This is a genomic window from Haloferax sp. AB510, from assembly GCF_024136985.1.
Lineage (GTDB): Archaea > Halobacteriota > Halobacteria > Halobacteriales > Haloferacaceae > Haloferax.
In genome coordinates this window covers 19,104-31,983 of the sequence record NZ_JAMYJY010000014.1, presented here as the reverse complement: position 1 = coordinate 31,983, position 12,880 = coordinate 19,104, and the positions used below count along the sequence as shown (strand labels likewise).

General features: G+C 66.9%; 13 protein-coding genes and 1 pseudogene. 7 read left to right on the top strand and 7 right to left on the bottom strand.

Going from position 1 to position 12,880, the window contains the following annotated elements; genetic code table 11:
• Nucleotides 1-243 precede the first annotated feature (243 nt).
• Nucleotides 244-1,815, bottom strand: a complete 1,572-nt coding sequence (gene secD / locus NKF06_RS04545; protein WP_058825844.1) for a preprotein translocase subunit SecD — start codon at nt 1,813-1,815, stop codon at nt 244-246.
• Nucleotides 1,812-2,675 carry a protein translocase subunit SecF gene (gene secF / locus NKF06_RS04540; RefSeq protein ID WP_042663512.1) on the bottom strand — a complete coding sequence of 288 codons (864 nt, stop codon included), beginning with the start codon at nt 2,673-2,675 and terminating at the stop codon, nt 1,812-1,814. Before secF ends, secD begins: the two co-directional genes overlap by 4 nt.
• A 127-nt stretch (nt 2,676-2,802) precedes the next feature.
• On the opposite strand from secF, the gene NKF06_RS04535 reads away from it, so the two are divergent.
• Nucleotides 2,803-3,144 (top strand): hypothetical protein, encoded by a 342-nt coding sequence (locus NKF06_RS04535; RefSeq protein ID WP_253244654.1) that lies wholly within the window; start codon nt 2,803-2,805, stop codon nt 3,142-3,144.
• 46 nt (nt 3,145-3,190) lie between these two features.
• Here NKF06_RS04535 and NKF06_RS04530 read toward each other — a convergent pair whose 3' ends face one another.
• Nucleotides 3,191-3,688, bottom strand: a complete 498-nt coding sequence (locus NKF06_RS04530; RefSeq protein ID WP_253244653.1) for a DUF5812 family protein — start codon at nt 3,686-3,688, stop codon at nt 3,191-3,193.
• 114 nt (nt 3,689-3,802) lie between these two features.
• On the opposite strand from NKF06_RS04530, the gene NKF06_RS04525 reads away from it, so the two are divergent.
• The 4 genes and pseudogenes from NKF06_RS04525 (at nt 3,803) to NKF06_RS04505 (ending at nt 6,647) form a co-directional block, all read left to right on the top strand.
• Nucleotides 3,803-4,438, top strand: a complete 636-nt coding sequence (locus NKF06_RS04525; RefSeq protein WP_253244669.1) for a GNAT family N-acetyltransferase — start codon at nt 3,803-3,805, stop codon at nt 4,436-4,438.
• 127 nt (nt 4,439-4,565) lie between these two features.
• Entirely contained in the window at nt 4,566-5,264 is a 699-nt protein-coding gene (locus tag NKF06_RS04520) for a CDP-alcohol phosphatidyltransferase family protein (RefSeq protein WP_253244652.1), read from the top strand.
• Nucleotides 5,261-5,967, top strand: a pseudogene (locus tag NKF06_RS21130) (PHP domain-containing protein). Before NKF06_RS04520 ends, NKF06_RS21130 begins: the two are co-directional and overlap by 4 nt.
• On the top strand, nt 5,964-6,647 hold the full coding sequence (locus NKF06_RS04505; protein WP_253244650.1) for a VTT domain-containing protein: 684 nt from the start codon (nt 5,964-5,966) through the stop codon (nt 6,645-6,647). The pseudogene NKF06_RS21130 and the gene NKF06_RS04505 overlap by 4 nt, the downstream one beginning before the upstream one ends.
• A gap of 62 nt (nt 6,648-6,709) precedes the next feature.
• Here NKF06_RS04505 and NKF06_RS04500 read toward each other — a convergent pair whose 3' ends face one another.
• Entirely contained in the window at nt 6,710-7,243 is a 534-nt protein-coding gene (locus NKF06_RS04500; protein WP_253244649.1) for a hypothetical protein, read from the bottom strand.
• Nucleotides 7,244-7,315: 72 nt separating this feature from the next.
• Here NKF06_RS04500 and NKF06_RS04495 point away from each other — a divergent pair, with 72 nt between their 5' ends.
• Nucleotides 7,316-8,608 (top strand): glucose-6-phosphate isomerase, encoded by a 1,293-nt coding sequence (locus tag NKF06_RS04495; protein ID WP_253244648.1) that lies wholly within the window; start codon nt 7,316-7,318, stop codon nt 8,606-8,608.
• Between the two features lie 16 nt (nt 8,609-8,624).
• Here NKF06_RS04495 and NKF06_RS04490 read toward each other — a convergent pair whose 3' ends face one another.
• Nucleotides 8,625-9,965, bottom strand: a complete 1,341-nt coding sequence (locus NKF06_RS04490) for a TIGR00341 family protein (protein ID WP_253244647.1) — start codon at nt 9,963-9,965, stop codon at nt 8,625-8,627.
• Between the two features lie 191 nt (nt 9,966-10,156).
• Here NKF06_RS04490 and NKF06_RS04485 point away from each other — a divergent pair, with 191 nt between their 5' ends.
• Complete coding sequence (locus tag NKF06_RS04485) at nt 10,157-10,894, top strand: CPBP family intramembrane glutamic endopeptidase (RefSeq protein WP_253244646.1); 738 nt, start codon at nt 10,157-10,159, stop codon at nt 10,892-10,894.
• Between the two features lie 75 nt (nt 10,895-10,969).
• On the opposite strand, the gene NKF06_RS04480 is transcribed toward NKF06_RS04485, so the two are convergent.
• Nucleotides 10,970-12,214 carry a transposase gene (locus NKF06_RS04480; RefSeq protein ID WP_253244645.1) on the bottom strand — a complete coding sequence of 415 codons (1,245 nt, stop codon included), beginning with the start codon at nt 12,212-12,214 and terminating at the stop codon, nt 10,970-10,972.
• A gap of 197 nt (nt 12,215-12,411) precedes the next feature.
• Nucleotides 12,412-12,870, bottom strand: coding sequence for an NOB1 family endonuclease (locus NKF06_RS04475; protein ID WP_058825853.1), 459 nt, complete (start codon nt 12,868-12,870; stop codon nt 12,412-12,414).
• Nucleotides 12,871-12,880 lie beyond the last annotated feature (10 nt).

Here is a 12,880-nt window from a genome sequence, read left to right as displayed (position 1 = left end):
GTCGGTTGCCGGTTCGGTCAGTGTTTTATAGACAGTCTATATGATTCTGTCGGCAAGTACATCCCGATGGGGACGACCGAAACCGTCGCAGTCACCCGATTCTGACGTGGAGAACGGACGAGCGGTCGGAGCGGTATCAGCTGCGAGAATCGCGACGGTGGCCTGCGGGCGGAGTCGTCGGCTCGCGGCGCTGGACGCGTGACGAACGAGTGAAAGAACGCGTCGGTCGAAAGCGGGTCGACCTCAGCGGTCCTCGGTCAGGAGGAGTCGGAGGATGTCACCGTACGCCGGGCGGGTGACGAGGACGCCGACGATGACGCCGAGGATGGTGAAGATGGCGAAGCCCTGTAGGTCGCCGAGCGAGAGCACGGCGAGCGGGCTCATGGCGATGATGGTCGTCGCGGCGGCCGCGCCGATGACCCAGAAGGCCCGGCGGAACCGCGACTGGAAGACTTTCCGCGACTTCACGGTGCCCTCAGCCATCACCTCGTCGGCGATGATGATGAGGTCGTCCACGCCCGTCCCGATGACGGCGATGAAGCCGGCGATGACCGAGAGGTCGAGCGGGTAGCCGATGGCCGCGGCGAATCCGAGGAGGACGTACACCTCGGAGAGGCCGGTGACGATCATCGGCAGGGCGACCTGCGGTTTGCCGTAGCGGACGAAGACGACACCGGCGACCGCGAGGACCGCGATGATACCCGTGATGAGCGAGTCGAACTTGAAGCTCTCACCCTGGCTCGGGGAGATGTACGACGAGGTGCCGCTGTCCTCGCCCGAGAGGTCGAGCTTGGCCGGGAGCGCACCGGCGCGGAGGTTGATGGCGATTTCCTGCGCCTCGGACGTGTTGCGGGTCTGGAGCTGGAAGCTCGGCGCGCCGGCCCACTCGCCGGACCGCATGGTGTCGGCGAGCCCGCCGCTCATCCCGAAGGCGTTGACGACCTCTCCGTTGACGACGAGGAGGAGACAGCCTTCGGTCGTGTTCTTGCCACCGTCCGCCATGTAGGTACACCGCGTCCCGCCGGGTTGGGCGAGACCGGTATCCTGAACCGCCGTCTGGAACTCCTGTGCGGGGTCGTCGCGGACGGAGACGGGGACGAACGCCCCGCTCCCGGTCTGGGACTCCTGTGCGGTCCCGATGGAGGTGAAGTCGGCCTGCGTCAGGACGGCCTCGCGCGTCTCGTACACGCGGGTGCCGTTCTGCGAGGTCGGGTAGTAGATGTCGATTTGGACCGTCCCGCGCTCGCCGACGAGGTCGACGACGTCAGACTGGTCGCGGTTGGGGACCTCGACGAGGATGAAGTGTTCGCCCGTCGCCGTGGTCACCTGTTGGACCGTCCCGCCGGAGAGACCAGCCTCGTTGATCTTCGACTGGAGGACGCGGACCGTCTCGGCGCGTGTCGTCTCGGTCACGCCGTCTCTGACTTCGCCGTGGGCGTAGCCCGCGGCGTCGAGCGCGGCGCTCAGGTCGTCGGCCGTGACGTTCTCGAGGGTCGCTTCGACCGTGCTTGACTCAGCGCCCGTTCGGGCGATGATGTCTGCGGCGTCAGCCCCCGCCAACTGGGCGGCGACCTGCCGTTCGACGACGCGCTCGGAGTCGCCTTCGAACTCGACGTCCTCGGCCGTGACGCCGACGAGCGGCGCGCGGATGCGCGTCCCGCCGTCGAGTTGGAGGCCGAACTTGAGGTTCGTCGCGCTGTTGTCCTCACCGATTGGGGACTGGCCCCCGATGGTCGGCGAGAAGAGGGCGAACGTCGAAAGCAGGATGGCGACGACGAGGAAGATGACCCGCCAGTTGTCGCGGAGCGCGCTCATCGGGCCACCCCCTCAAACTTGTACCAGCGGAGGAGGGTCACGTTCAGCATGTAGGTGTTCATCAGGTCTGCGGTGAGGCCGAACACGAGGACCGTACCGATGGCGGCGAGCAGTTGAATCCCGAACAGCGTCGCCGTGATGGTCATGACGATCATCGCCGCGATGGATGTGAGCGTCATGGTCACACCGGTGCGCATGGCGCGCGCGGTGGACTCGTAGAAGTCACCGGACCGTCGGAGGACGTGGTTGTTCAGGAGGATGTCCGAGTCCACCGAGTACCCGATGAGCATCAGGAGGGCGGCGACAGTCCCCAGCGATAGCTCGATGCCGAGGAGGTTCATCAGCGCCACCGGGATGACGATGTCGGAGAACGCCGAGACGACGACCGCGATGGAGGGAACGAACGAGCGGAACATGGCGAACACGAGGATACTCATGCCCGCGAAGGCGACCGCGAGGCCACCGAGGGCGAGCAGTTGCGTCTCGGAGCCGAAGTTAGCGGACACCGCGTCGATAGACCGGACTTCGAAGCCGGCGTCTTCGGCTTGTGTCTGGAGTTCACTCGACGTCGCGCTCCCGGACTGGAAGGTCACGACGTACGTTCCGTCGGCCGCGACGGAACGAATCGATTCGGGCTGACTGTCGAAGGCCGCGGCGACCTCGCTTTGCGGGGCATCCGTTGCGATACGGAGTTCGGTCCCGCCGGTGAAATCGACGCCCGGGTTCACCGGCGCGCCAGTCGCGACGTACCACCCTCCGATGACCAAGAGGGCCACCGCGAGGACCGCGAGGGGGACGGCCACGAGTTGGCGATTCGTGTACCGGGTGTAGTCTACCTCCGGTACCGTAAACTCAACCATGGGTTGCGGTCCTGAGCGGTGCCGAATAAGGTTTCTTATCCGCGGACGGTCTCGGCTGTGAAACGGTCTGACGGGCGCGCGGCGAACCCGCGACAGGCCCATAATCGTTGGCCGACAATCGTGAGGTATGGCGACCGACCAGACGGCGACCCGCGTGGTCGTCTCCTTCCCCGACGAACTCAGCGCGTGGGGCCGCGACCAGCTGACCACCGACCACTTCGTGACCTACCTGCAGCGGGTCCACGAGGACGCCGCGCCGGGCGACGAGTGGGAGGAGTTCCTCGACGTGGGCTGTTGCGGCGACGCGTTGACGCTGACGCTCCGCGTGGAAGGGCTCGACCCCGCGGACGCGATCCGAATCGGCGAGGAGACGACCGTCGAGTTCGTCGAGCGCGAGGGAAGCGTCCACGGCGGGTGGTGCGTCCAGAGCGCGGACGGTCCCGTCTCCTCGACCGGAACACAGCGGTAGCGGGAGCGCGAGAAGACGAGCGAACGGAGGGCAGAACAGACCCGACTCAGGGCATGTAGCGGACCGCGACGACGCCCGGCTGCGAGCGGACTTCGACGCGGTTCACGTCGAGTCTGGCGGCCCGCGAGAGCAGGCCCTCGCGGTCCGAGAGGATGTCGTCGACGGCCTGTTCGGTCATGTCGTCGGGGACCGACAGGACGTGAATCTCGCCGGTTCCGGCGCGTTCCTCCCGGACGAGTTCGCCGTCGGGGTTGTCGGCGGCGATGTCGCGGGAGTTCGTCGTCGGCGACTCGGTGGAGCGCTCGACGGAGACGGTCCAGCGCGACTCGACCTCCACGAGCTGCCACGAGACGTTCATCGGCGGGTCGGGCGCGACGGTCCCGCGGACGGCTTCGTCCTCGGAGACGCCGGGGTTCGACGAGAGCGCGTGAACCTGCCCGGAGTGAACGTCCTTCAGGACGGCCGACTCCTCGTCGGCGGCGGTGACGAGAAACGTTCCCGTTCGCTCGGATTCGGATTCGGACTCGGGCTCGGACTCGGTCATCACCCGGTGTAAGCAACCGGGCCTTTTCCCCGTTTCGGGCGCTTTCGACCGCGTGTGGCACCGGTACACACGGCGACGGTGGGCTTTTCTCGCGGCGCGCCGACGCGACTGACGATGCCCGCGCTCTGGCGGTTGACCCGGACCGAACCGGCCCGACGCGTCTACGACGCGCTCAAGGCCCGCGGACTCACGGCGACGCAGATGGACGAGTACGTCGCGGACGCCGAGGCGGCGGACGCCGACCGCGACCCTCCGGCGGGAGTCGAGATTCGTGCGCTCGACCCCGCGGAGGCGACGCAGTTCGAAACCCGCTACGACGCGTTTTCCGAACTCAGAGACGACGAGACGGCGGTGTGCGCGTTCGACGCCGGGAGAGGCGAGAGAGACGGCGAGGGCGGTGAGAACGGTGAAGTCGCGGACTCCGGCCCCGTCGGCTATCTCTTCCTCGGCGACCCCGGCCTGACGTATCACGTTCACCCGCTGGAGGCCGACGTAACCTTCCCCGGCGGCTATGTCCGCCGGGTATTCGTCGCGCCCGAGGCGCGGAACCGCGGTATCGCCACCGCGCTCGTCTCGCGGGCCGTCGCCGTCGCCGGCGAGCGCGGGGCCGAAACGGTGCACGCGCTCGTCGCCCGCGACAACCGACCCTCGCAGTGGACCTTCGAGAGCGTCGGCTTCCGAGTCGCCCGGGTCCGGGCGTACTACCGGGCCGGGCCGTGGCGTCGCCGGCGCGTCAAATCCCGTTCATAGCGGTACAGAGCGCTCAGTTCCGTCCCGAGCGCTCCGTTCGGGAACGTTAGTATATAGATATTTGATTTATATATACTATAGCGGTTAAATTTATACTCAATCGGCCGAGTGTGTCGGACAGACAGGCATGACGGACGAACTCAGGTCAGCACTTCGCGGGAGGCTGGACGCGGTCGACGCGCGGGCGAGCGAGGTCGTGCGCTCATCGACGGGGGAGAACATGATTTCGCGGCTCGGGACCGCGGACTGGTTGAGTCTGGGCGCGCTCTTCTGGGCGTGGGTCGGCGCGATACTGTTCGTGTCGGGCGAGCCGAACTGGGCCATCGTGGCCGTTCTCACCGGCTTCGCCTTCGACAAGGCCGACGGCTACTACGCCCGCAAGACCGGGACCGCCTCGGCGTTCGGCCGACAGATAGACTCCTTCATCGACATCTTCGCGTACCTCGTGTCGGCGGCGCTCCTGTACCACGTCGCGCTCGCGCCCAATCCGGTCGTGAGCGCCGTCGTCGGCTTCGTCGTCCTCACCTTCGGCGGCCTGCGACTCATCCGCCACAACAGCGAGGGCTTCGGCGACGAGGGCGGCACCTCGTACTACCACGGGACGACGGTCGTCCACACGCACCTCGTCGTGCTGGCGAACTACTTCCTCCTCCAGTTCGTCCCGCTGTGGAACGGCTGGGTCGCGGGCGCGACCATCGTGGCGGTCTGTCCGCTCATGACCTCCGACTACAAGGCGTACAAGACCGACGCGGGCCACGTCCTCGTCGGCGTCGCCGGCGTCCTGACGGTCGCCGGCTGTCTCGCGCTCGAATTCGGCGTGATATGAGCGGTCCGGCGCAGGGCTCGCGGGGACCGCGGACGCTCGCGGTGGACCTCCACGTCCACACCGACGCCTCCTACGACTGCGAGATGTCGGTCGAAGCGGTGCTGGCCCGCGCGGCGGCGGTCGGCCTCGACGCGGTCGCCATCACCGACCACGACTCGGTCGGATCGCTCCCGCGGGCGTTCGACATCGCCCACGAGTACGGCGTCCGGGTCGTCCCCGGCGTCGAGGTCTCGACGGCCGACGGCCACCTCCTCGCGCTCGGCGTCGACGATCCGCCGGCGACGGGGCGGCCGCTCTCCGAGACGGCGCGGGCGGTTCGCGAGTCGGTGGGCTCGCGGTCGTCCCGCACCCGTTTCAGACGTTTCGACACGGCGCGTCCCGCCGGGCGATTCGGGACGTTGACGCCGTCGAGGTGTACAACGCGCACACGCTCACCGGATTCAGAAACGGGCAGGCGCGGCGCTACGCCCGCCGGCACGGACTCCCGGGCACGGGCGGGAGCGACGCGCACCGGCCCGCGCTGGTCGGACAGGCGTACACGGCCGTCTCGGTCGAGGCGGGCGGCGGCGGCGTCACGACCGACGCCATCTTGGACGGAGTCCGCGCCGGGCGAACCGTCGCGCGTGGGACGCGAACGACCGCCCGCCAGTACCTGCGAAAGTACGCGCTGAACGCCCGGCTCAAGACCGCTTCGTTCCTGTGACCGGTCGCCTGTTCGACTCGTCTGCGGCGCGGAACGCGGCGCTCGTCAGAGTCGGGGCCATTGCGGTCGCCTTCGCGGCCGTCGCGGTCGGCGTCGCCGTGTTCGCCCCGCGCCTCGCAGACCCGGCATGGGTCCGCTCGGCCGTCGAATCGACCGGGCCGTTCGCTCCGTTGGTGTTCGTCGGTATCCAGACCCTGCAGGTGATTCTCGCGCCGATTCCCGGGCAGGCCCTCGCCGCCGTCGGCGGCTACCTGTTCGGAACGGCCGCCGGGACGGCCTACAGCATGGTCGGCGTCGTCGCCGGAAGCGCCGTCGTCTTCCTGCTCGCCCGGCGTTTCGGCCGACCCGCGGTCGAGCGCCTCGTCGCCGACGACGCACTCGCCCGGTTCGACGGCTTCGCCGACCGCCGGGGCGTCACCGGCCTGTTCGTCCTGTTTCTCCTGCCGGCGTTTCCGGACGACGCGCTCTGTGCGCTCGCCGGGGTCTCGCCGCTGCGGCTCCGAACGCTCGTCGTCCTCGTCGCCGTCGGTCGCCTACCGACGTTCGCCCTCGCGGCGGCTGCCGGACAGAACGTGGGCGCGGCGAACTACGAGGCGGTAGCGCTCCTCGTCGGCGTCGGCGTCGTCACTTCAGCGGTCGTCTACCGCTACCGCGACGAGTTAGCGGCGCGAGTCGGATGAGGCTGCGTCGGAGAACACGAGTCCACGGCAGTTACCGAAGCAGTCGGTGAGTCCCGACGAGGTTACCGAAGCAGTCGGTGAATCGCGTAGATGCTCACCGCGCACGCGACCGGCGGGACGAGCCCGTAGATTGCAGGGAGGTCGTAGAGGAGTTGGACGACGGGAACGAGCGCCGAGACGGTCACGGGACCCACCGCGAACGGCTCGACGGGCGTCTGAAGCTCCGCCGGCACCGACGCGACGAGCCCGACGTACACCGACAGCATGAACACGAAGCCCGCGAGCGCGAGGCTCAGGTCGTACCGCGGTTCCGAGCCGGTGCGGCGGTGTCGGCGGGCGACAAACAGTACGGGAGCGACCAGCGGCGCGACGACGAACAGCCCCACGAGGACGTAGAACGACCGCGAGAGGGTGAGCGAGCCGCCGGGGACGCCGGCGGTCGCGCCGATGAGAACTACGAGTCCGAAGGCGACGAACAGCGAGACGACACCCGTCGCGAGGGCACCGACGAGCACGTAGCACTTGAACAGCCACGACTCGCTGTGCCGGAAGGCGTACGGGAACGCGCCGATGACGCCGCCGTAGTCGTCTGCCATCGGTCGCCCTTGGGAGCGGCCGCGATTAAAGCGACCGGTGTCGTTTTGACGCCGGGCGACGCGGCATCCTGTATGCAGGTAGACCTCGGGAACGTCCTCGACACGGCGTCGACCCACGGCGTCTCGCGCGAGGCGCTCGAACGACTCGACGGCCGCGTCGCGGCCGCCCACGACCGCATCGAACGGGGCCGAGAGGCCGGCGAACACGGCTACGAATCGCTGAACCTCCCGAACAGTACCGACCCCGCGGCGATTCGGGACGCCGTGAGCCGGTTCGACGACCCCTCGGCGGTCGTCACCGTCGGCATCGGCGGGAGCGCCCTCGGCGCGGCCACCCTCACCGACGCCCTCGAAAGCGACGTGGACGCCTACTACCTCGACAACGTCGACCCGGAGGCCGTCGACCGCCTCCTCGACTCGCTTGACCTCTCATCGACCGTCGTCAACGTCGTCTCGCGGTCCGGCACGACCGCCGAGACGCTGGCGAACTTCCTCGTCGTGCAGGAGGCGATGGCCGACGCGGGCGTCGACTGGGCCGACCGGACGTTCGTCACGACCGGCGAGGAGGGCAACCTCCGCGACCTCGCCGACAAGCACGACCTCCCGTCGCTCCCCGTCCCGGACGGCGTCCCCGGCCGCTTTTCGGTGCTCTCGACGGTCGGCCTCGCCGCCGCCGCCCTCTGCGGCCACGACATCGAGGCGGTGCTGGAGGGCGCGACCGCACAGGAGGCGCGCCTGTCGGACTCGCTTTTCGACTCGCCCGCGTACGCCTACGGCGCGGTCTCCTACGCCCTCGCCGAGCGCGGCCTGCGGCAGAACGCGATGATGCCCTACGCGGAATCGCTCGAAACGTTCTCCGAGTGGTTCGCCCAGCTGTGGGCCGAGTCGCTCGGAAAGGACGGTCTCGGCCAGACGCCCCTGCGGGCGCTCGGCGCGACCGACCAGCACTCCCAGCTTCAACTGTACCGCGCCGGCCCGCGCGACAAACTCGTGACGCTCGTCCGCGCCACGGAGCGCGAGGACGTGGCCATCCCCGAGACCGACCTCGACGGCCTCGCGTACCTCGGCGGCTCGTCGCTCGGCGAACTGCTCGACGCCGAGTTCGAGGCGACCGAAGCGAGCCTCGCCGCGGCCGACTGTCCGAACGTCCGCATCGAACTCGACCGCGTGGACGAGTACGGACTCGGTGAACTGCTCTACGCGATGGAGGCCGCCTGCGTCCTCTACGGCGAACTCGCCAGCGTGGACACGTTCATCCAGCCGGCTGTCGAGTGGGGCAAGCGCGCCGCCCGCGGCCTGCTCGGTGGCGGCGACTTCGAGGAAGCGGACGCGGTCGAAGAGAAATCTCGGCTGATCGTCGAGTAAGGCAGTCGCCCCGCGACTAAGCGGGACGCGGGACGGGGGCGCCCACGCGCTCCGTCGTCGTCACCCTGTCGTCGCTGGGAAGTGACGCGTCGACGGCCTCGACGACGACGATGACGTCGAATCCCTGTTCGTCTCTGATGACCGTCCGAACGTCTTCGGCCAAGCCGTTCGGCGGGACGCCGCCGGGCGAATCGACCAGAATCGTTACCTCGGGGTCCTCGCTAAACAGGAGCCCCTGCACCGGCGACACGTCGATGTGAACCTCGATGAGTCGCACGTTCCGGTACTCGTTGCGCGAGAGCACGTCGGCTATCTCGGCGTTTAGCTCCGTTCTGAACTCCGCGTCGGCGACCGACAGGAGGCTCACGAACGCGAGGATACTGCCCAACGCGATGAGCGCGAAGGTGATGATGCCGAGCAGTTGGAGCGTCCGCTTCCGGGCGGAGTCCGTGCGGGCTTCCGAGACGGGTCGGTAGCCGCTCAGCCACAGCAGGCTGAGCGCGACGAGGTTCACCGCGAGGATGTTCACGAGCAGGAGCGTGCCGGCCTCCGCCACCGCGAGCGGGGCGTTCCACGCGATGCCGATACCGACGGTCGCGGCGGGCGGGACCAGCGCGACGGCAATCATGGCACCCACGAGGACTGACGAGACCCCGCGGGTGAGGCTGAGCACCGCGGCGACGCCGGCCCCGACCGCGAGCACGAGCGAGAGGACGTTCGGCGTCAGTCGCTCTTGGACCTGCGGGACCTCGATGGGGTTGAACCCCGGCGGGACTAACAGCGTCTCCTTGACGAGAAGCGAAAAGGCGAGTCCGCTCGCGATGGCGAGCGCCACGCCGAGGACCTGCAGTCCGACCCCGCGGCGGAACAGTCTGGGCTCGTAGAGGACACTCCCCACGGAGGCCGAAATCGCGGGCCCCATCACGGGCGCGATAATCATCGCGCCGATGATGACCGCCGCGGAGTTCGAAAGCAGACCTGTCGTCGCCACGACCGCGCTCACGATGGTCATCGCCACGAACGTCGAAAGCGGAGGGGCCATGTCCTCGGCGCGCGAGACGAGTTCCGCACGCGACAGCGAGAGGTCCGTGTAGTTCGCTTTGACCTGCTCGAACCGCTTGGAGACGACCGTCTCCGCCGAGACCACGATGGTGTAGCCGTCGTCCTCTAAGCCGACGGCTCGGAGGCGCGTCAGTATCGGGTCGACCGCGCTCGTCGGGACTGGAAACGAGACCTGCGCGTCGTACCCGCCCCTCCCGACCTCCGTGCTGACCGCGTAATCGATGCCCTCGCTGTCTAACTCGTCGAGAACTGCCTCTACGCTTCCGGTCGGGATGAGTACGTGAACGAGCCGCATCGTCGCGGTAGAATACGCCTCAACCACACATAAATACATAAGTTAAATGTTCGTAACTATTCAATAATCGCGGGGCGGTGACAGTAGGGAGGACAGGACAGTCCGCCGAAGTGGGAGACGCGTCGGTTCGTCGGGCGGTGGGATACTCCGACCCGAATCGGTTATCCGACCCCGTTCCGAAGGGGAGGGCAATGGCACACGACACCGCCCGCGCGTCTGCGAGCCCCGCAGACCACCTCCAAGCGTACGGTGGCATCATCATCGTTGTCGCCCTCTCGCTCATCGTCGGCGCGACGTTCGGCTCGCTCGCCGGCGGTCTCGCTCGCGGCGTGGTTCCGGGCGACACCGCACTCATCGGCGCGATACAGAGCGCCGGACAGTTCATCGGCTTCGGCGTCGTCGGCGCGGGCTACCTCGCCGCCCGCGACGACTGGAACCTGATTCGGTTCGAGCGACCGACCGCCCGCGACGCCCTGTGGATCGTCGGCGGGTTCGTCGCCGTGATGGGCGTCTACCTCGGCGCGTCGGCGCTGATGTCCGCGCTCGGCATCCAGAGCGGCGACAGCGTCATCGCCCAGCAGGGCCGCGAGAACCCGGTGTACTTCCTGTATCTCACCGTCGTCACCATCGTCCTCGTCGGCCCGGCGGAGGAGCTTATCTTCCGCGGCGTCGCCTTCGGCGAACTCCGTCGACTCTGGGGTCCCGCGCCGGCGGTCGTCCTGTCGAGTCTGGTGTTCGCGTCGATTCACGTCTGGTCGTTCTCCGGCGAGGGAGCCTTCGTCTCGCTGGGGATGGTGTTCCTCCTCGGAAGCGTCCTCGCGCTCGTCTACGAGAAGAGCGGAAACTTGCTCGTCGCCGCGCTGGTCCACGGGCTGTACAACGCGGTCCAGTTCCTCGTGAGCTACGCGCAGGCGACCGGCATGGTGTAAACTACCCTACCCTACTCCCTCGGCGCTGTGCGCCTCGGTCCTTGAGGGTAGGGCTTTGATGTGGACTCCCGGCAATCAGTCCCCAGTAATAGGCTGGTGACTCTCACCGTTCAACATCCCACCATTCACACGCACGTCTACTGGTGCGTCTCCGCTCCCCGACTTGGGCGAGGAACGGAGGCTATGTGTCTGTTTCCGGGCGTATCGCACCCCGATATTCTTCGCCGCATTGTAGTCCGCGTTGACCTCATACTCGCATTTCTGGCACTCGAAGTGTTCTCCCTTGCGGTTGCCGTCGTGCGTAAAGCCACAGTCCGTCCGAGAACACCGTTGGGACGTGTGGTTCGGCTCAACCTCCTCCACGGAGACACCCTGCTCTGGTGCCTTGTAGGAGACGTACTCGGCGAGGCGTCGGAACGCCCACACGTGGTGCCACTTCGCGTCCGGAAGCCGCTCGCGGATGTCCGTTAGGTCCTCGAACACGATCACGTCGCAGGCGTGTTCGAGGGCTTCCGAAACGATCTCGTTGGCAACCGTGTAGATGTACTGTTTCCGCCACGCTTCTTCACGCTTGCCGAGCCGAAGCAGCGCGTTGTGTGCGGCCTGCGTGCCGCGCTGTTGCATCTCACCACGCCGCCTCTCGAACTCGCGGCACCAATGGTCGTACTCGTCTCCCTGCCAGAACGTGCCGGTCGAAGCTACTGCGAGGCTGTTGACGCCGAGGTCGATACCGAGGACTGTTTGGTGCCCGGTATCTGCCGAAACCTCGGGCTCGTCGTCATCGTACTTCCGGGTCGTAATGTGGAAGTAGAACTCGTCGGTCGCCTTGTCGTATTGGAGTGTACTCGCCCGGAACTCGTACTCTTCGGAAAGAACGTACTGTTCGTAGGGTGTCGGGCTGTCCGCCGGGAGTTCAAAGTCGCACTCAACACGCCCGTTGACGGTTGAAAGCGAAACTTTGTTTCGGTAGAATGTGGCGCTTCGCTTATCGTACAGCATACTCCACGAGGTGAACTCCGGTCGGCTCACGCGCTTGCCCTGTTTCCACCGTTCGACACACCCTGTCGTTGCTTGGACGGCACGTCGGATGGCTTCTTGGACGAGGTTCGCGGTGAGTTCTGTTTCCTCTCGCAGTTCCTCATAGAGCGCATCCCGTGCGGTCGCGTTCGCCGTAACGCAATTCGTGTAGGAGCGATCGTCCCAACAGAACTCGGCGGCACGGTTTGCACAGTGAAGGAACTGGCGAGCTGACTCGTGGAGGTCGTCGCGTCGCTCATCGGGAACGATGAGTTTGACCGGCGCGGTTCGACGCACCTCCATACTTCAGACGAAGAACTATCGGTTCTTAATTATTTAGGAGTCAGGTGGCCAGAGTATGCCGGTTGTGCCGTACCATGTCGGTTTCCTCTCCGACCTACTCGCTTGCTTCGCTCACTCCTTGAGGTCGGAGGCTCCACCTTGTATAATGCTGAAAAAGAACGTCGGACAGCCGAGTCGAGTCGGCCAGTTCGACCGGCTTACGCCGGATTCTTCCGCGTCAACTCCATCCCGCAGATGGGGCAGCGCTCTTTGTTCTCGTCGAACTCGCGGCCGCAACCCTGACACTGGAACTTCCAGCTCCGCTGTTCTGCGATGCCGTCTTGGGCGATGACTTCGACGCCGACGTTGAGCCGCTCGGCGACGTTCTGCATCGCGTAGTCGTCGGTGACGAGCGTCGCGTCGAGTTCGAACGCGGCGGCGATGAGGCGCGTGTCAGTCTCCGAGAGCACGTCGCGGTCGCCGGTCTCACCCGCGGCGCGAAGCACCTTGTCTACGGTCCCCTGTCCGGGGATGTGGACGTACATGCCCGCGCCTTCGAGCGCGTCGAAGCGGAAGGCGTGCTCGCCGGTGAGTTCTTCCTTGACGAGGGGAATCGAGGCCGTCTCGTCGTCGGTGTGGTACTCGTGGATGAACGCAGAAGCGTCGAGAATCCGCATTGAGAATCTA

Coding starts and splice junctions, on each gene's coding strand:
- secF (WP_042663512.1), bottom strand. CDS start 2,675: ATGGTTGAGTTTACGGTACCGGAGGTAGACTACACCCGGTACACGAAT.
- NKF06_RS04525 (WP_253244669.1), top strand. CDS start 3,803: ATGCCCGCGCTCTGGCGGTTGACCCGGACCGAACCGGCCCGACGCGTC.
- NKF06_RS04485 (WP_253244646.1), top strand. CDS start 10,157: ATGGCACACGACACCGCCCGCGCGTCTGCGAGCCCCGCAGACCACCTC.
- NKF06_RS04495 (WP_253244648.1), top strand. CDS start 7,316: ATGCAGGTAGACCTCGGGAACGTCCTCGACACGGCGTCGACCCACGGC.
- NKF06_RS04535 (WP_253244654.1), top strand. CDS start 2,803: ATGGCGACCGACCAGACGGCGACCCGCGTGGTCGTCTCCTTCCCCGAC.
- NKF06_RS04475 (WP_058825853.1), bottom strand. CDS start 12,870: ATGCGGATTCTCGACGCTTCTGCGTTCATCCACGAGTACCACACCGAC.
- NKF06_RS04530 (WP_253244653.1), bottom strand. CDS start 3,688: ATGACCGAGTCCGAGCCCGAGTCCGAATCCGAATCCGAGCGAACGGGA.
- NKF06_RS04500 (WP_253244649.1), bottom strand. CDS start 7,243: ATGGCAGACGACTACGGCGGCGTCATCGGCGCGTTCCCGTACGCCTTC.
- NKF06_RS04480 (WP_253244645.1), bottom strand. CDS start 12,214: ATGGAGGTGCGTCGAACCGCGCCGGTCAAACTCATCGTTCCCGATGAG.
- NKF06_RS04490 (WP_253244647.1), bottom strand. CDS start 9,965: ATGCGGCTCGTTCACGTACTCATCCCGACCGGAAGCGTAGAGGCAGTT.
- NKF06_RS04520 (WP_253244652.1), top strand. CDS start 4,566: ATGACGGACGAACTCAGGTCAGCACTTCGCGGGAGGCTGGACGCGGTC.
- secD (WP_058825844.1), bottom strand. CDS start 1,815: ATGAGCGCGCTCCGCGACAACTGGCGGGTCATCTTCCTCGTCGTCGCC.